This window comes from Candidatus Sphingomonas colombiensis, assembly GCA_029202845.1.
Classification (GTDB): Bacteria; Pseudomonadota; Alphaproteobacteria; order Sphingomonadales; family Sphingomonadaceae; genus Sphingomonas; species Sphingomonas colombiensis.
Map to the genome: position 1 here is coordinate 3512481 of CP119315.1, position 16180 is coordinate 3528660.

At 64.3% G+C, this 16180-nt stretch carries 19 protein-coding genes and 1 pseudogene; 6 read left to right on the forward strand and 14 right to left on the reverse strand.

Features of this window, described 5'->3' with window-relative positions; genetic code table 11:
- Positions 1 to 17 precede the first annotated feature (17 nt).
- From P0Y64_17150 to P0Y64_17195, 10 genes and pseudogenes are all read right to left on the reverse strand, one after another.
- Positions 18 to 638 (reverse strand): annotated as a pseudogene (locus P0Y64_17150) (NADH-quinone oxidoreductase subunit C).
- Entirely contained in the window at positions 635 to 1189 is a 555-nt protein-coding gene (locus P0Y64_17155) for an NADH-quinone oxidoreductase subunit B (protein ID WEK45102.1), read from the reverse strand. Before P0Y64_17155 ends, P0Y64_17150 begins: the two are co-directional and overlap by 4 nt.
- Before the next feature lie 2 nt (positions 1190 to 1191).
- Entirely contained in the window at positions 1192 to 1566 is a 375-nt protein-coding gene (locus P0Y64_17160; protein ID WEK43042.1) for an NADH-quinone oxidoreductase subunit A, read from the reverse strand.
- A 183-nt stretch (positions 1567 to 1749) separates the two neighbouring features.
- Positions 1750 to 2562: an inositol monophosphatase family protein gene (locus P0Y64_17165; GenBank protein WEK43043.1), complete on the reverse strand. Its 813-nt coding sequence runs from the start codon at positions 2560 to 2562 to the stop codon at positions 1750 to 1752.
- A 46-nt stretch (positions 2563 to 2608) separates the two neighbouring features.
- Positions 2609 to 3172, reverse strand: coding sequence for an elongation factor P (efp, locus tag P0Y64_17170; protein WEK43044.1), 564 nt, complete (start codon positions 3170 to 3172; stop codon positions 2609 to 2611).
- Positions 3173 to 3268: 96 nt separating this feature from the next.
- Entirely contained in the window at positions 3269 to 3955 is a 687-nt protein-coding gene (gene thiE / locus P0Y64_17175) for a thiamine phosphate synthase (protein WEK43045.1), read from the reverse strand.
- Between the two features lie 47 nt (positions 3956 to 4002).
- Entirely contained in the window at positions 4003 to 4362 is a 360-nt protein-coding gene (locus P0Y64_17180) for an STAS/SEC14 domain-containing protein (GenBank protein WEK43046.1), read from the reverse strand.
- An 11-nt stretch (positions 4363 to 4373) separates the two neighbouring features.
- A complete protein-coding gene (locus P0Y64_17185) occupies positions 4374 to 5021 on the reverse strand; it encodes a DsbA family oxidoreductase (protein WEK43047.1) in 648 nt (215 codons plus the stop codon).
- Complete coding sequence (locus P0Y64_17190) at positions 5018 to 5464, reverse strand: DUF488 domain-containing protein (GenBank protein ID WEK43048.1); 447 nt, start codon at positions 5462 to 5464, stop codon at positions 5018 to 5020. Before P0Y64_17190 ends, P0Y64_17185 begins: the two co-directional genes overlap by 4 nt.
- Complete coding sequence (locus tag P0Y64_17195) at positions 5436 to 6143, reverse strand: lysoplasmalogenase family protein (protein ID WEK43049.1); 708 nt, start codon at positions 6141 to 6143, stop codon at positions 5436 to 5438. Before P0Y64_17195 ends, P0Y64_17190 begins: the two co-directional genes overlap by 29 nt.
- Here P0Y64_17195 and trmFO point away from each other — a divergent pair.
- Positions 6142 to 7449: a methylenetetrahydrofolate--tRNA-(uracil(54)-C(5))-methyltransferase (FADH(2)-oxidizing) TrmFO gene (gene trmFO, locus P0Y64_17200; GenBank protein WEK43050.1), complete on the forward strand. Its 1308-nt coding sequence runs from the start codon at positions 6142 to 6144 to the stop codon at positions 7447 to 7449. The two genes, P0Y64_17195 and trmFO, sit on opposite strands and share 2 nt — an antisense overlap.
- 5 nt (positions 7450 to 7454) lie before the next feature.
- Here trmFO and P0Y64_17205 read toward each other — a convergent pair whose 3' ends face one another.
- Entirely contained in the window at positions 7455 to 7913 is a 459-nt protein-coding gene (locus P0Y64_17205) for an EF-hand domain-containing protein (GenBank protein ID WEK43051.1), read from the reverse strand.
- Positions 7914 to 7946: 33 nt separating this feature from the next.
- Positions 7947 to 8615: a hypothetical protein gene (locus tag P0Y64_17210; protein ID WEK43052.1), complete on the reverse strand. Its 669-nt coding sequence runs from the start codon at positions 8613 to 8615 to the stop codon at positions 7947 to 7949.
- Between the two features lie 120 nt (positions 8616 to 8735).
- Between P0Y64_17210 and P0Y64_17215 the strand changes: the two genes are divergently transcribed.
- The 3 genes from P0Y64_17215 (at position 8736) to P0Y64_17225 (ending at position 11280) form a co-directional block, all read left to right on the forward strand.
- Positions 8736 to 9308, forward strand: a complete 573-nt coding sequence (locus P0Y64_17215) for a pilus assembly protein (GenBank protein ID WEK43053.1) — start codon at positions 8736 to 8738, stop codon at positions 9306 to 9308.
- Positions 9305 to 9871: a pilus assembly protein gene (locus P0Y64_17220; protein WEK43054.1), complete on the forward strand. Its 567-nt coding sequence runs from the start codon at positions 9305 to 9307 to the stop codon at positions 9869 to 9871. The genes P0Y64_17215 and P0Y64_17220 overlap by 4 nt, the downstream gene beginning before the upstream one ends.
- 86 nt (positions 9872 to 9957) lie before the next feature.
- Positions 9958 to 11280 carry a pilus assembly protein TadG-related protein gene (locus P0Y64_17225; protein ID WEK43055.1) on the forward strand — a complete coding sequence of 441 codons (1323 nt, stop codon included), beginning with the start codon at positions 9958 to 9960 and terminating at the stop codon, positions 11278 to 11280.
- Between the two features lie 60 nt (positions 11281 to 11340).
- Here P0Y64_17225 and P0Y64_17230 read toward each other — a convergent pair whose 3' ends face one another.
- Both P0Y64_17230 and pdhA read right to left on the reverse strand, forming a co-directional pair.
- The gene (locus tag P0Y64_17230) at positions 11341 to 12753 is read right to left on the reverse strand and encodes a pyruvate dehydrogenase complex E1 component subunit beta (GenBank protein WEK43056.1); all 1413 of its coding nucleotides are present in this window, start codon (positions 12751 to 12753) and stop codon (positions 11341 to 11343) included.
- Position 12754: 1 nt separating this feature from the next.
- Positions 12755 to 13810: a pyruvate dehydrogenase (acetyl-transferring) E1 component subunit alpha gene (gene pdhA, locus P0Y64_17235; protein ID WEK43057.1), complete on the reverse strand. Its 1056-nt coding sequence runs from the start codon at positions 13808 to 13810 to the stop codon at positions 12755 to 12757.
- Between the two features lie 153 nt (positions 13811 to 13963).
- Here pdhA and P0Y64_17240 point away from each other — a divergent pair, with 153 nt between their 5' ends.
- Together P0Y64_17240 and cysK are read left to right on the forward strand one after the other, a co-directional pair.
- Positions 13964 to 15250 carry an MFS transporter gene (locus tag P0Y64_17240; GenBank protein WEK43058.1) on the forward strand — a complete coding sequence of 429 codons (1287 nt, stop codon included), beginning with the start codon at positions 13964 to 13966 and terminating at the stop codon, positions 15248 to 15250.
- The gene (cysK, locus tag P0Y64_17245) at positions 15247 to 16167 is read left to right on the forward strand and encodes a cysteine synthase A (protein WEK43059.1); all 921 of its coding nucleotides are present in this window, start codon (positions 15247 to 15249) and stop codon (positions 16165 to 16167) included. Before P0Y64_17240 ends, cysK begins: the two co-directional genes overlap by 4 nt.
- Positions 16168 to 16180 lie beyond the last annotated feature (13 nt).

The window sequence follows — 16180 nt, forward strand, 5'->3', positions numbered from 1 at the left end:
GGTCACTTGCCCTCTCCCTTCGCCTTCTCGTCGCCGGGCAGCACGTATTGCGCGCCTTCCCACGGGCTCATGAAGTCGAAGCTGCGGAAATCCTGCGCCAGCTGCACCGGCTCATAGACCACGCGCTTCGCTTCTTCGGAATAACGCAGCTCGACGAAGCCCGAGAGCGGGAAATCCTTGCGCTGCGGATGGCCGCGAAAACCGTAATCGGTGAGAATGCGGCGCAGATCGCGGTTGCCCGCGAACAGCACGCCGTACATGTCGTACACCTCGCGCTCCAGCCAGCCGGCGACCGGCCAGATATCGGTGACGGACGGGACGGGCGTGTCCTCGGTCGCCGAAACATGCACATGAATGCGATGGTTGCGGGTCAGCGAGAGCATGCAATAGACCACCTCGAACCGCTCCGCGCGATCCGGGAAGTCGACCCCGGCGATCTCCATGAGCTGCTGATATTCGAGGCCCGGCGTATCGCGCAGCGCGATCATCGCGTCGATCAGTCCATCACGCGTCACGAACAGCGCGACCTCGCCCACTGCGTCACGCGTATCGATCAGCGCGGCGCCGAGCGCGGCGCGCGCCGTCTCGATCGTGGCGGAGTTCAGATCAGCGGCAAATGCCGGTGCTGGCGCTTTCATCGCTCGATGCTCCCGCTCCGGCGGATCTTACGCTGCAGCTGCATGATGCCGTAAAGCAGCGCCTCCGCGGTCGGCGGACAACCGGGGACATAGATGTCCACGGGCACGATCCGATCGCAGCCACGCACGACGCTGTAGCTGTAGTGATAATAGCCGCCGCCATTGGCGCACGAGCCCATCGAGATGACGTATTTCGGCTCCGACATCTGGTCATAGACCTTGCGGAGCGCGGGCGCCATCTTGTTGCACAGGGTGCCCGCGACGATCATCACGTCCGACTGACGCGGCGACGCACGCGGCGCGGCACCGAAACGCTCCAGATCGTAACGCGGCATGTTGACGTGAATCATCTCGACCGCGCAGCACGCGAGACCGAAGGTCATCCACCACAAGGAGCCCGTGCGGGCCCATTGGAACAGCTCCTCCGTCGAGGTGACGAGGAAGCCCTTGTCGGTGAGTTCACCGTTAAGGCTGTCGAAAAACCCCTGATCGGGCGGCACGACAGCCTGCCCGCTGGGATCATGCCGCAGCTCGACGGGGCCGGAAGACATGCTCATTCCCAATCCAACGCCCCTTTCTTCCAGGCATAGGCAAGGCCGAGCGCAAGCTCGCCAATGAAGATCATCATGCTGATCCATGCCGTCCAGCCGAGCGTGAATACGCTGACGGCCCACGGAAACAGGAACGCGGCTTCAAGATCGAAGATGATGAACAGAATCGCGACGAGGTAAAACCGCACGTCGAACTGACTGCGTGAATCCTCGAACGCGGGAAAGCCACACTCATATTCCGACAGCTTTTCCGGCGTGGGATTATGCGTGCCGGTGAAGCGTTGGGCGATCATCGGCAGGAACACGAACGCGCTGGAAAGCACGATCGCGATGCCGAGGAACATGAGGATTGGCAGATATTGCGACAGGTCGACCACGGGTATCTCGCAGATGCGAAAATGGATGGGGGCGCTTTAGGCGGATGGGTCCGGGCGGGCAAGCGTCGGAGGTGTGAGAATGATTCGCAATTTAACGGTTTCGCGGCGTTTTCCGCCAAAGCGACGCCCCGCCCGCCCCCAAAATGGGGACGGGATGCCGTTCTTTCTCAAACCCTGCCGATTCTAGCGCAGCGCGTTCGCCACCAGCTTGTGCAGCTTCGAATGGAGCGCGTCGTTGGCGGCGAGATATTCATTCCGCTCGATCGGGCGATCGCCACCACGGAAATCGGTGACGAAACCGCCAGCCTCCTTCACCAGCAACATGCCGGCGGCGACATCCCAGATATTGAGATTGCTTTCCCAATAGGCATCGAACCGCCCCGCCGCGACCCATGCGAGATCGAGCGCGGCCGAGCCGAGCCGGCGAATCCCCGCCACCTGCGGCGCCACAGCGCCGAAGATGCGCGTCCATTGCACGAAATCGCCATGCCCCATGAACGGGATGCCGGTGGCGATCAGCGCTTCCGACGGATCGCGCCGCGCCGAAACGCGCAGCCGCTCGGACTGCACCCACGCGCCCCGGCCCTTTTCGGCCCAGAAGCTCTCATCGGTCAGCGGCTGATAGACGAGCGCCGTCGTCACTTCGCGCTTGCCGTTGGGCAGCGGCTCATCGACCGCGATCGACATCGCGAAGTGCGGGATGCCGTGGAGGAAATTCGAGGTGCCGTCGAGCGGATCGATGATGAAGCGCGGCTTGTTCGGATCGCCCTCGATCGTCCCGCGCTCTTCCATCACGAAGCCCCAGTCGGGCCGCGCCTTGGACAATTCCTCGTACAGCGTCTGCTCGGCGCGCTTATCGGCCATGGAGACGAAATCGGCTGGCCCCTTGCGGCTCACCTGAAGCTGCTGGACCTCGTTGAAGTCGCGACGCAGACGTGGCGCGGCCTTGCGCGCCGCGCGCTCGATGATGGTGAACAGGCCGGAATGGGATGGCATTGTAACTTACTCCCCCCTCCCGCGAGCGGGAGGGGCAAACTTCAAATCAATCGGCGCGGCGGACGTAAGCCTGCTCATACACGTCGACCACGATGCGCGTGCCGCTGGCGATATGCGGGGGCACCATGATGCGCACGCCATTGTCGAGCACCGCGGGCTTGTAGCTGGACGAGGCGGTCTGCCCCTTCACCACCGCATCAGCCTCGACGATCGTGGCTTCGATCGTGTCCGGCAGCTGCACGCTGATGGCTTCGTCGTCATAAAGCTCCATCACCACGTCCATCCCGTCCTGCAGGAAGGCGGCGGCGTCGCCGAGCAGATCACGCGGCAGCGTCACCTGATCGTAGGTGTCCTTGTCCATGAAGACGAGCCCGTCGCCCTCAGCGAACAGGAACTGGAAATCCTTGGTGTCGAGCCGCACGCGCTCCACCGTCTCGGCGGAGCGGAAACGGACGTTGTTCTTGCGGCCGTCGCGCAGGTTCTTCAGCTCGACCTGCATATAGGCCCCGCCCTTGCCGGGCTGGGTATGCTGGATCTTCACGGCGCGCCAAATGCCGTTCTCGTATTCGATGATGTTGCCGGGACGGATGTCCACGCCGCTGATCTTCATGGGTCTTGACCTACTGGAAAGAGCGTTGGGGCCGTTGCCGGCCCCGTTGCCGCGCGATCTAGCGGCGCGCGCGCGATCCGGCAAGCTGGCCCGAGATCAGCGCTGCGCCAGCACCTCGGTGAAGGCGCGCACCGCCGCCGCCTCGTCCCCACCCCACACGGCATTGCTCACCGCGAGGAAATCCGCGCCCGCCGCAACGAGCGGGGGGGCGTTCGCCGGGGTGATGCCGCCGATCGCGACACAGGGCAGCTCGAACAGCGCGGACCACCATGACAGGATCACCGGCTCGGGATGATGCCGCACCTCTTTAGTGGAGGTGGGATAGAAAGCGCCGAACGCGACATAATCCGCCCCCGCCTCACCGGCCTCCATCGCGAGATGGCGGCTGTCGTGACAGGTCACGCCGATCTGCACATTGGGGCCGAGCACAGTGCGCGCCTCTCGCGGATCGCCATCCTCCTGCCCGAGATGCACGCCGTCCGCGCCGAGCCGCTTGGCGAGGCTGATCGAATCATTGACGATGAAGGCGCATTCGCGATCGGCGCAGATGCGCTGAAGCGGCTCGGCGAGACGCGCCGCCTCGTGCTGATCCACGCCCTTCACGCGATACTGAAAGGCGGCGACATCCCCGGCGTCGAGCGCACGGGCAAGGCGATCGCCGAACCCACCCGACACGTCGAGCGGGGAAATCAGGTAGAGCTGGCAGGGCGGTCGCCGAAGATCGCGCACGAATGCAGCGGCAAAATCGGGGTCGAGCGGGCCAAGCGGATCTTCTTCGTCCATTGCGCCGCCCTACGGGCAGTGCCGCGCGCCCGCAATGGGGCCGCGAGTCAGGCCGTCCCTCTGGCCCAGGCCCTCGCCGCCTCCAGCTCGCTCATTCCGAATGTTTTCAACTCGATCGGCAGCATCGCCGCCACCACCCGGGCGACCGGGCCGATCCAGCCCGAATCCGTCACCATCGCGCAACGCCCGAAACGATCGAGATGGCCGAAGCTCCACTTCACGTCCTGCCACCACAGATGCGGCGCGATCCCGCCGAACTTGCGGACCACCTCGACGATATTGACCTTGCCGTGCGTGCCGAACTCGCCTTCCAGCGTCGTCACCACCTTATCGAAATCAGCGCGGGTGATGGTGCCGTCCACCACCAGTTCGACCAGTCCGTCGTCGGCGACTTCGATCACCAGCATCTCGCCTCTCCTCAATTCTCCGCCGCGATGCGCCGGATCGCGCGCTCATAGGCGGCCGGTTCCTGCGCGCCCTGAATGATATAACGCTCGTCGACGATGATGGTTGGCACCGAGGTGACGCCATTCTGTCGCCATTCCTGTTCGGCGGCGCGCACGTCGGCGGCATAAACGCCGCTTTCGATCACCGCGCGGGCGGCCGCCTCGTCCAGTCCCGCCGTGCGCGCGGCCTCGGCCAGCACCGCCGGATCGCCGGGATCGCGCCCGTCGGTGAAATAGAGCCGGAACAATGCATGAGCGAGCGACAGCCCCCGCCCCTCACGCTGGGCATGATCGATCAGGCGATGCGCGTCGAACGTATTATAGATGCGTCCGCCAGGCCGCTGCGCCATCTCGAAACCCAGCCCCGCCGCCATGGTGCGAATGCGTTCGCGCACTTCCCCGCCGCCGCCCGCCTGCGCGCCATATTTCTCGCGCAGATGCTCGGCGATATCCTGACCGCCCGGCGGCATATGCGGATTAAGCTCGAACGGCTGGAGACGGATTACCGGCGTCACCACATCGCCGGTGGCATCAAGGGCCTGCTCCAGGCCGAGCAGGCCGATCACGCACCATGGGCACACCACGTCCGAAATCACGTCGAAGGTCATCGTGCGGGTCATTGCGTTGCTCCGGGCATGAGATGGACCACATCGAAACCCTGCCCCTCGGCGGCGAGCAACAGCGTGCGGTGGCAATGGCATGGATCACGCTCGAAACAGAGCAACGCCGACGGCGCATCCTCCACCAGCGCGCGCATCTGCGCGGCGGCGGCCTGCGCCTCGGGCAGCGCGAGTTGCGCGTCATATACCTCGCGCAGAGTCGCGACGTCGCCCTTCTTCGCCGCGTCGCGCCCGCGTTTCGGGGTGCCGAGCGCCTTCAGATGAATGTATTCGATGCCGTGAGTCGCAAGCTCTCCGCCAAGCGGTGACTTGGAAAAGCCCGGCCGGCGCGACAGCGGCAGCGCGCGCACGTCGATCACCCGGCGCACCCCCGCCGCCTGAAGCGCGGCGAGGAACTCCGCCATCGTCGTGGCTTCATAACCGATGGTGTAAGCGGTCGTCATATCGTTTCCCGGCCAAGTTCGTGACTACGCCCCAGGCGATCAACGCCTGTCCCCCGAAATAGGTCGGCCAGATCAGGAAATGCGGCAAATTGCTGTTCGCCAGCCCCCCGGCGCCCGCGAAGATCAGCAAATCGGACAGGACGAACAACCACGCGCCCAGCGCGACGATATGGCGCGGAAAACGCGATCCGCTCGCCCCGCCCGCCATCGCACCAAGGCCCAGCGCATAAGCAGCAACGCCGACACCCGGCAGGATCAGCCACGCCGCGCCCGCCACGGCGATGGCCCCGATAGCGACAAACGCCCAGGGCGCGCCATTGCGTCGATAGAGCGCCACCGCGACGATATGTCCGGCGAGGAAGGCAAGCGCACCAACCTCCAGTCCCGCAATCTCCAGCAACACATCGCCCGCAGCACCAAGCGCGAGCACTGCGGCGATCAGCCATCCGTCGATGCCGCCCGCCCGTCGCGCCGCCCACAGCGCGAGAAGCGCGGCGCCCGCCCCCTTCCAAACCACGATCGCAGGCCCGCTCCACCCGGCGAGCACGGCGATCATGAAGCTTGCTCCGGCGACGAGCGCCGCGACGAATCCTATCCCCATGGCGATGTTGTAACGCAGGATCGCGCGCGCGCCAGCGGCTGGCGATCCGGGCCAAGCGGCGCTAACGCCTCGCGCCATGACCCACGACATTCATATCATCGGCGGCGGCCTCGCCGGATCGGAAGCCGCATGGCAGCTCGCCGAAGCCGGCATCCGCGTTCGCCTGTCCGAAATGCGCGGCGGCGGCGACATGACGCCGGCACACCAGAGCGACGCGCTCGCCGAACTCGTCTGCTCGAACAGCTTCCGCTCCGACGACGCGGAAAGCAACGCGGTCGGCCTGCTGCATCAGGAGATGCGCGCGCTTGGCTCGCTCGTCATGCGCGAGGGCGATGCGCATCGCGTGCCCGCCGGATCGGCGCTGGCAGTGGATCGCGATGGTTTCGCCGCGGGCGTAACGGCGGCGCTGGTCGCGCATCCGAACATCACGATCGTCCGCGAACGCGTCGACACGCTGCCCGACGGCCCCGCGATCATCGCCACCGGACCGCTCACCGCGCCATCGCTTGCCGATGCGATCGGCGCGGAGACGGGCAAGGACTCGCTCGCTTTCTTCGACGCGATCGCCCCAATCGTTCACCGCGACTCGATCGATATGGACGTGGCGTGGTTCCAGAGCCGCTGGGACAAGGGCGACGGCAAGGATTACATCAACTGCCCGCTCGACAAGCAGCAATATGAAACCTTCGTCGCCGCGCTGATCGCGGGCGAAAAGACCGAATATCGCGGCTGGGAAAACGTGCCCTATTTCGAAGGCTGCATGCCGATCGAGGTGATGGCGGAGCGCGGGCCGGAAACATTGCGCTTCGGCCCGATGAAGCCCGTCGGGCTCGACGATCCGCGCACCGGGCGCTGGCCGCATGCCGTGGTGCAGCTGCGACAGGACAATGCCAGCGGCACCCTGTGGAACATCGTCGGCTTTCAGACCAAGCTGAAGCACGCCGAGCAGGTGCGCCTGTTCCGCACCATTCCGGGGCTGGAGAATGCGGAATTCGCGCGGCTCGGCGGCCTGCATCGCAACACTTTCCTGCGCTCGCCGGAATTGCTCGATGGCGAGCTGCGGCTGAAATCGCGTCCGAACATCCGCTTCGCCGGGCAGGTGACCGGTTGCGAGGGCTATATTGAGAGCGCCAGCATCGGGCTCCTCGCCGGGCGCTTCGCCGCCGCCGAGCTGGCTGCGCGCGCGCTACAGACGCCGCCGGTGGAAACCGCGCTCGGCGCGCTGCTTCACCACATCACCGGCGCGGCGGTGGCCGAGACGTATCAGCCGATGAACGTCAATTTCGGGCTGTTCCCGCCGATCGAGGGCCGCACCAAGAAGGCCGATCGCAAACGGCTCTACACCGATCGCGCGCGCACCGCGCTCGCGGGCTGGGTCGCCTAGGCGCCTTAGTCCTCCGCAGCAGCCGGAGCCGGGGCGCAGACGCACTTCGGCTTCGGGCGCCGTTTCGGGGCGGTCGTGGCGAATTCGGCGCGGTCCAATGCACCGGAGCGATCGTGATCGGCGTCGGCGAATTTGGTGATCGTCTTCACCGCCCATTCGTCGAACGAAAGCTTGCCGTCGCCATTGGTGTCGAGCTTGGCGAATGCCTTGCGCCGGGATGCGAGATATTCTTCACGCGTGACGCGCCCGTCGCGATCCTTGTCATATCGGTCGAAACGCTTCTGCTCACGGGTGCGAGCGGTCGCTTCGGGCACTTCTGGCAACGCCTCATCGCTGGCGAGCGCCTGCGCCGGCGCGGGCGGCGGTGGAAGCATCGGATCCCGCGCCGCATCCCCATGGAACAGCACCCAACCCGCCGCGACCATCAAAAGCGCGGCAATGCCGCCAACCGCATAACGCCACATCTCCGGCCCTCCCCCTGCTTCGATATGACCAGACTATCGCCCGCCAAGCCAGTGGCGAAATAGCCGCATCGCCCGGCGGATACTGCCCGGCCGGGCGTCGCCACCCAGATCGCTTCGCGCCAGCAGCGCCATCCCCGATAGCGAGCGAAGCGCGCGCGGCCAGCGGTCCCCGCGCATAAGGCCATCCAGCCGCTCTGCCGCAATCTCACGCGCGCGCGGCTCACGGAGCCCCGCCAGTGCCCAGCCCGCGCCGGCATCGCGCAATCCCGGATGATCCCCGCCCAGCAATCTGGCCGCGATGCCGAACATCGCCTCACCGCGATCGACTGCATGACCGGCAAAGGCGGCCGCGGGATCGGTATCGATCGCGAGCAGCGCCTCCCACCCATCAACGATATGTGAAAGTTCCGCGCCGGTAATGCCGCTCGACAGGAGATGCGCGGCAGCGGCACGCAGGATCGGCTCGGCGGGTGCCGGCGCCCGGTCCAGCGCGACCAGCGCCTCATGCCACCATGTCAGCCGCATCTGCCCGATCAGCGGATCGCGCGCCGCCGCGACGATCTCTCCCAAGCGATCGTCCAGCGCCAGCAGCGCGGCCAGACCCGCGCGAGACGCAGCCGGCGCATAGGCGAGGATGATGCGCCGCTCGATCTCTCGCCCCTGATCGGGGATCGGCGATGGCGCTGGATCATGGGAGTTCATGAGCGACGCCTGCTCGGCGCCGACGGGCTCGTCAACCGTGCCGGGGTGTTTGAGGTTTTCTTAAGGCTGCCGAATTATGATCGAACCGGGACTATTTTTTGGGACAGGAATTCAGGCGAGATGGCGTCCTGGGCGCATCAGATAAAGCGACGCACGATCGGTCGACGCTCGTTGCGCGCGATCGTCAGCGATCGACGCGGGGCGACGATCATCGAATTTGCCGCCGTTGCTGCGCCGCTCATCGCCTTGCTCATCGCGATTCTGCAAACGGCACTGGTGTTCTTTTCGCAGCAAGCGCTGGAAACCAGCGCTGAGCGAACCGCACGCCAGCTGATCACCGGTGCGGCCCAAAGCGGCGGCATGACCCAGACGGCATTCAAGACGGCCGCCTGCGGCAACCTGCCCGCGTTCATGCAATGCGCCAACATGATGATCGACGTGCAGAACGCCTCCAGCTTCGCGTCCGTCAACGTCTCCGCGCCCGTGCTCACTTATGACAGCAATGGCAACGTCACCAACACCTGGGGTTTCGCCCCCGGCGGCGCGGGCAGCATCATCGTCATGCGTACGATGTATCGACTGCCCGTGGTGAGCGGCCCGCTGGGCTTTAACCTGTCGAACATGACCGGCAGCCAGCGGCTGCTGATCGCCACATCGGTGTTCAAGACCGAACCTTACGGAAGCGGCACGTGAACAGCTTGATCCGCACGATGATAGCCCGGCTGCGCGGTGATCGACGCGGCCTTGGTGCCGTGGAATTCGCGCTGATCGCGCCGTTCCTGATCCTGCTCTATCTGGGCGGATATCAGCTGATGGACGCGACCTCCGCCTATCGCAAGGTGACCACCACCACGCGCACGCTGGCGGACGTTACCTCGCAGTTCACGTCCGTGCAGTCGGCCGATCTCGACAATATCATGGGGGCGGCGGCGTCGGTTATGACGCCATATCCCGCGAGCAATGCGACAACGCGCATCTCCGAAATCGCGATCAGCGCCGCGGGGATGCCCAGCGTCGTGTGGAGCCGGGCGAACACCGGGCCGCTGCTTAAAACCACCGATCTCTATACGTCGACATTGCCGAACAGCGTGGTGCCGCTCCAGCTCCGCGTGCCGGGCACGAACCTGATCTATGCCGAGGTGACTTACGCCTATTCCCCGGTAGCCGGGGGGCAGTTGATCGGGCCGATGAGTTTCCGGGATCAGATTTTCATGAATCCGCGTCGTTCAACCGATATTCCTTGCACGGGCTGCTGATTATGTCGCTGCTATCAACATTCCGCATCGGATCGGCCTCCGTCCGAGATTTCCTCTCGCGCCTCCGCCGCGACATTTCCGGAAACGTGCTGATTCTGTTCGGCTTCGCGATCATTCCGATGGCCTTCGCCACGGGGATGGGCATCGACTATGCGCGCGCGGCAAAGTTGAGGACCAAGATGAACGCGCTGGCCGACGCGGCGGCGCTGGCCGGCGTCACCCAGACCATGATGAGCCTGGACGACGCCACCGCCACCCTCACCGCCCGCAACATGTTCAATACGCAAGCGGCCCTGCTCACGGGCGTAACCTATGATCCGTCAACGCTGGTCGTCACCGTCACGCACCCGACAGGCGCGGGCTCGCGCACGATGACGGTGAGCTATTCGGCACTGTCGCAAAATTCGTTCGGCGGCATCCTTGGCTCCCCGACGATCGCGATCGGCGGAACATCGACATCGAACAACGTTGTCGCGCCGAACATCGATTTCTACATGCTGCTCGACACCTCGCCCTCGATGCTGCTGCCGGCGACCAGCGCGGGGCTTTCGGCGATGATCAGCGCAACGAGCGGAGCGGTAAGCGGCGGATGCGCTTTCGCCTGCCACCAATCCAATCTAACGTATAACAGCTCCAGCAACACCGAGCTGGTATGCGATTCAAGCAAGAAAAATTGCAAAGATTTCTATACTGTTGCGGTGAATAACGGAATCGTTCTTCGGACCGACCTGCTTCACAATGCGGTGTCGAATCTTACAGATCTCGCCACCAGCATGTCGTCCAGCAACAAGGCAAAATATCGAATGGGCCTGTTCTCATTCGACAAGACATTCAAGCAACTATGGCCATCGGTTGTCGTTGCACCGAACGTCGACGCCAACCTTTCGACGGTGAAACTGCACGTCACGGATGCGCAGGTTATCACCTATTGCCAGAACAATTATTATCAGTGCGGGACGAACGACAACGATACCGCTACCAATTTCACCGGAGCTTTCACCGGCATCCAGGCAGCAATGCCGACGACCCCCGGGAACGGGACGAACTATAACAACGATACGCCACAGGCGGTGATGTTCCTGATCACGGATGGAATGTGGGACGAAAAGCGCCCGAGCGGGAAGCCGGAAGGCCCGATCTCGACGACGGCGTGCACGGCGATCAAAGCGCGCGGCATTCGCATCGCGGTGCTCTACACCGAATATCTGCCGGGATCGGTGGGCACCGACTCCTGGTCGATCACCAATGTGAAGACCCCGTATCTCTCGCCGACCGACAAGATCAGCCCGCCGCTCCAGCAATGCGCCTCGCCGGGCCTTTATACCAAGGTGACGACCGACAGCGATATTTCGACCGCGCTGGCACAATTGTTCCAGGCCGCCGTCGCCACCGCGCGCCTGACAAATTAACGAAAAGGCCGGCGGCGTCGCGTGACGCCGCCGGCCCAAAGTTTCCCAAAAACCATCGCCTTACGGGCGATAGGTGACCTTCTTCACCGCCGCGATGATCTTGTCGGCGGAGATCAGCGCGAGCTTCTCGAGATTCGCAGCGTAAGGCAGCGGCACATCCTCGTTGCAGACGCGCACCACCGGGGCATCGAGATCGTCGAACCCCTCATCCATGCAGATCGCGATGATCTCACTGGCGATCGAACAGGTCGGCCAGCCTTCTTCGGCCACGACCATCCGATTGGTCTTCGCGAGCGATTTCAGCACCGTCTGCTTGTCGAGTGGGCGCAACGTGCGCAGATCGATCACTTCCGCGTCGATCCCTTCCTCGGCGAGCTTGTCGGCCGCTTCCAGCGCAAGCCCGACGCCGATCGAATAGCTGACGATCGTCACGTCCTTGCCCTCACGCATGATGCGCGCCTTGCCGATCGGCAGCACCCAATCGTCAAGCTTGGGCACTTCGAACGTGCGGCCGTAAAGCAGCTCATTCTCCAGGAACACGACCGGATCGGGCGAGCGGATCGCGGCCTTCAGCAAGCCCTTGGCATCGGCCGCGTCATATGGCGCGATCACGATCAGGCCGGGCACGCTGGCATACCATGGCGCGTAATTCTGGCTGTGCTGCGCGCCCACGCGGCTCGCCGCGCCGTTCGGGCCGCGGAACACGATCGGGCAACGCATCTGGCCGCCGGACATGTAATTGGTCTTGGCGGCCGAGTTCACGATATGGTCGATCGCCTGCATGGCGAAGTTGAACGTCATGAATTCGACGATCGGGCGCAGACCGCCCATCGCCGCGCCCGTGCCGACGCCCGCAAAGCCATATTCGGTGATCGGCGTATCGATCACGCGGCGGTCGCCGAACTCGTCGAGCAGCCCCTGGGTGACCTTGTACGCGCCCTGATATTGCGCGACCTCTTCACCCATAACGAACACGCGATCGTCGGCGCGCATTTCTTCGGCCATCGCATCGCGCAGCGCTTCGCGCAGCGTGAGCTTGACCATTTCGGTGCCCGCGGGAACCGCCGGGTCGCTCACCTCTGCGTCATGCTTCGCAGCCTCGAACATCTGGCGCGCGCCGGTTTCCACCTTGTGCGGCTCGGGCGCGCGGCTTTCGGCCGCCTGTTCCTGAACCTCGGGCTTTTCCGCCTTGGTGACGGGTTCCGGCTTCGGACTGGCCACCACGTCCTCGCCCTCACCGGCGATCTGCATGATGACCGTGCCGACCTTCACGCCGTCCGTTCCCTCGGCGATCAGGATCTGCGCGACGGTGCCTTCATCGACCGCCTCGAATTCCATCGTCGCCTTGTCGGTTTCGATCTCGGCGAGAATATCGCCGGACTTCACGGTGTCGCCTTCCTTGACGAGCCACTTGGCCAGCGTGCCCTCTTCCATCGTGGGCGACAGCGCCGGCATCTTGATGTCGATCGCCATCTCAATATTTCTCCACCAGCACGTCGGTATAAAGCTCTTCGGGTTCGGGTTCGGGGGTGTTCTCGGCGAAATCGGCCGACTCGTTCACCTGCCGGCGGATTTCCGCCTCGACCGCCTTCAGTTCGTCTTCCTTCACGCCTTCGGCCTCGAGCAGCTTCTTGACGTGTTCGATTGGATCGGACTTGTCGCGGACCGCCTGCACCTCCTCGCGGCTGCGATATTTCGCCGGGTCGGACATGGAATGGCCGCGATAGCGATAGGTCTTCATCTCAAGGATGATCGGCCCCTTGCCCGCGCGCACCCACGCCAGCGCCTCTTCGGCCGCCCCGCGCGAGGCGAGCACGTCCATCCCGTCGACCTGAATGCCGGGGATGCGGAAGCTCTCGCCGCGACGAAAGAGCTGGTCTTCCGATGAGGCGCGATTGACAGAGGTACCCATGGCATATTGGTTGTTCTCGATCACGAAGATCACCGGCAGCTTCCACAGCTCCGCCATGTTGAACGCTTCGTAGACCTGGCCCTGGTTGGCCGCGCCGTCACCGAAATAGGCAAGGCAGACGCCGCCATCACCGGAATATTTGTGCGCGAAGCCAAGCCCGGCGCCGAGCGACACCTGCGCGCCGACGATGCCATGGCCACCGTAGAACTTATGTTCCACGCTGAACATGTGCATCGAGCCGCCCTTGCCCTTCGAGATGCCAGCGGCACGCCCGGTAAGCTCGGCCATCACGTCCTTCGGCGGGATGCCGCACAGCAGCATATGGCCGTGATCGCGATAGCCGGTGATCACGCTGTCCTTCTCGGTCAGCGCGGATTGCAGGCCGACGGCAACCGCTTCCTGCCCGATATACAGGTGGCAGAAGCCGCCGATCAGGCCGAGACCATAAAGCTGCCCGGCCTTCTCTTCGAAGCGGCGGATCAGCAGCATGTCGTGATAGAATTTAAGCAGCTCGTCCTTCGAAGCCTTGTAGGGCTGCGGCTCGGCGGGACGCTCCCGATTGGGCGTCGCGGGCGGCGCGCTGCTGGTTCGTGTGCTCCGTGCGGGGGCTTTTGCCACGTCTAAAAAGACCTCGTTTCCTAGGGGAAGTCCGACGCCTATAGTCTCCGAGCGGCCGAAGGTGCAATCCGCGCCGTGCCACAAGATCGCCTATCGCCCACCCAGCGAGAAGCCACGTTGCGATCCCCGATCACCACCCCTAATCCGCGATGGATGGAGCAGCCCACCCACCCGTTACGGATTGCCAATTTCCGCGCCTATTGGTGTTCGCGGCTAGCCGGGACGATCGGCACCAGCGCGCAGGCGATCATCATTGGCTGGCAGGCCTATGGCCTCGCGCGGGAAACGATGGATATCCGGCAAGCCGCATTCATGCTGGGGATGATCGGGCTGGCGCAATTCATCCCCCTGTTCCTGCTCACCCCGGTTGTAGGACTGGTGGCGGACAGCGTCGATCGGCGCTGGATCGTGCGCTTTACCACGCTGTTGCTGATCTTCATTTCCGCGATGCTGGGCGTGCTCACCTGGCTTGGCATATTGACGCTGCCGGCGCTGTTCGGCGCGGCCGTATTGCTTGGTGTTGCGCGCGCGTTTTCCGGACCGGCCTATTCCGCGCTCGCCCCCAATCTCGTGCCGCGCGAAAGCCTGCCGACCGCGATCGCCATCTCTTCGATCGCGTGGCAGGTGGGCACGATCGCGGGCCCCAGCCTTGGCGGATTGCTCTACGCCATTCACCCGGACGTGGCTTATGGCTGCATATCGGGCCTATATCTTACCGCGCTGATCGGCATTTTCATGATCAGCCGGGTCCCGCAACCACCGGCGGAGACCGATCGCCACCCGATCGCCCGCATCCTCGATGGCTTCGCCTATGTGAAGCGCAACCGGCTGGTGCAGGCGACGATCACGCTCGACCTGTTCGTCGTCTTGCTGGCCGGCGCGACCGCGCTGCTGCCGATCTACGCGCGCGATATCCTGATGGTCGGGGCAACCGGGCTCGGCATCCTTGCGGCCGGCATGGGGATCGGCGCCGCGACTACCGCTTTGTGGTTCTCATTCCGCCCGATGAAGCACGATGTCGGGCGCAAGATGCTGGCGGCGGTGTTCATTTTCGCCGTCGCGATCCTGACATTCGGCCTCTCGACCAACTTTTTCATCAGCCTGATCGCACTGATTATCGCGGGCGGCGCGGATATGGTTTCGGTCTATGTCCGCTCCTCGCTGATCCAGCTTCATACGCCCGATGAGATGCGCGGACGCGTGAGCGCGGTGAGCCAGCTCACCATCTCCGCCTCGAACGAGCTGGGCGAGGCGGAAAGCGGGCTGATGGCATCGCTGCTCGGCCCGATCGGTGCGGTCGTATTCGGCGGAGTCGCCGCGATCGGGGTCACTCTGTTATGGTCCCGGCTCTATCCGGAACTGAAGCTCGCCAAGACGTTTGATCCACCTGAAGCTCCGGGGCACAAGAATCCCCGGCAACACGGAGTAGCGCAGCCATGAAGGCGAATACGATCCTGGAGACGATCGGCAACACCCCGCACGTCCGCGTCCAGCGGCTGTTTCCGGGGGCCGAAGTGTGGGTCAAATCCGAACGATCAAACCCCGGCGGCTCGATCAAGGACCGCATCGCGCTAAGCATGATCGAGGCGGCGGAGCGGGATGGCCTGCTGAAGCCCGGCGGCACGATCATCGAGCCGACCAGTGGCAACACCGGCATCGGGCTGGCTATGGTCGCGGCGGTAAAGGGCTATAAGCTGATCCTCGTCATGCCCGAGAGCATGAGCATCGAGCGCCGTCGGCTGATGCTCGCTTATGGCGCGAGCTTTGATCTCACCCCGCGCGAAAAGGGCATGAAGGGCGCGATCGAGCGCGCGCTGGAACTGGTGAAGGAAACGCCGGGCGCATGGATGCCGCAGCAATTCGATAATCCGGCGAATATCGAGGTCCACGCCCGCACCACCGCGCAGGAAATTCTGAAGGATTTCGCCGATGCGCCGATCGACGTGATCGTCACCGGCGTCGGCACCGGGGGGCACATCACCGGGGTTGCCGAAACGCTCAAGAAGTCCTGGCCAAACCTGAAGGTCTTCGCGGTGGAGCCGACGGCATCCCCGGTGATCAGCGGCGGCCAGCCCGGCCCGCATCCGATCCAGGGCATCGGCGCGGGCTTCATTCCCACCAACCTTCACACTCAGGCGCTCGACGGCGTGATCGAGGTGGAAGCAGACGCCGCGAAGGATATGGCGCGCCGTTCCGCTCGGGAAGAAGGGCTGCTGATCGGCATCTCCTCCGGCGCCACGCTCGCCGCGATTGCGCATAAGCTGACCGAATTGCCTGCCGGAAGCCGCGTCCTCGGCTTCAATTACGATACGGGCGAGCGTTATCTGTCGGTGCCGGATTTCCTCCCGGAAGCCTGATCCCTCGCCCCGC

What these genes read in the sequence shown, in the direction of transcription:
- trmFO (WEK43050.1), top strand. Translation starts at nt 6,142, where the DNA reads ATGACCCACGACATTCATATCATCGGCGGCGGCCTCGCCGGATCGGAA.
- P0Y64_17180 (WEK43046.1), bottom strand. Translation starts at nt 4,362, where the DNA reads ATGCTGGTGATCGAAGTCGCCGACGACGGACTGGTCGAACTGGTGGTG.
- P0Y64_17155 (WEK45102.1), bottom strand. Translation starts at nt 1,189, where the DNA reads ATGTCTTCCGGCCCCGTCGAGCTGCGGCATGATCCCAGCGGGCAGGCT.
- P0Y64_17240 (WEK43058.1), top strand. Translation starts at nt 13,964, where the DNA reads ATGGAGCAGCCCACCCACCCGTTACGGATTGCCAATTTCCGCGCCTAT.
- thiE (WEK43045.1), bottom strand. Translation starts at nt 3,955, where the DNA reads ATGGACGAAGAAGATCCGCTTGGCCCGCTCGACCCCGATTTTGCCGCT.
- P0Y64_17185 (WEK43047.1), bottom strand. Translation starts at nt 5,021, where the DNA reads ATGACCCGCACGATGACCTTCGACGTGATTTCGGACGTGGTGTGCCCA.
- P0Y64_17215 (WEK43053.1), top strand. Translation starts at nt 8,736, where the DNA reads ATGGCGTCCTGGGCGCATCAGATAAAGCGACGCACGATCGGTCGACGC.
- P0Y64_17205 (WEK43051.1), bottom strand. Translation starts at nt 7,913, where the DNA reads ATGTGGCGTTATGCGGTTGGCGGCATTGCCGCGCTTTTGATGGTCGCG.
- P0Y64_17190 (WEK43048.1), bottom strand. Translation starts at nt 5,464, where the DNA reads ATGACGACCGCTTACACCATCGGTTATGAAGCCACGACGATGGCGGAG.
- P0Y64_17210 (WEK43052.1), bottom strand. Translation starts at nt 8,615, where the DNA reads ATGAACTCCCATGATCCAGCGCCATCGCCGATCCCCGATCAGGGGCGA.
- efp (WEK43044.1), bottom strand. Translation starts at nt 3,172, where the DNA reads ATGAAGATCAGCGGCGTGGACATCCGTCCCGGCAACATCATCGAATAC.
- cysK (WEK43059.1), top strand. Translation starts at nt 15,247, where the DNA reads ATGAAGGCGAATACGATCCTGGAGACGATCGGCAACACCCCGCACGTC.
- P0Y64_17165 (WEK43043.1), bottom strand. Translation starts at nt 2,562, where the DNA reads ATGCCATCCCATTCCGGCCTGTTCACCATCATCGAGCGCGCGGCGCGC.
- P0Y64_17195 (WEK43049.1), bottom strand. Translation starts at nt 6,143, where the DNA reads ATGGCGCGAGGCGTTAGCGCCGCTTGGCCCGGATCGCCAGCCGCTGGC.
- P0Y64_17230 (WEK43056.1), bottom strand. Translation starts at nt 12,753, where the DNA reads ATGGCGATCGACATCAAGATGCCGGCGCTGTCGCCCACGATGGAAGAG.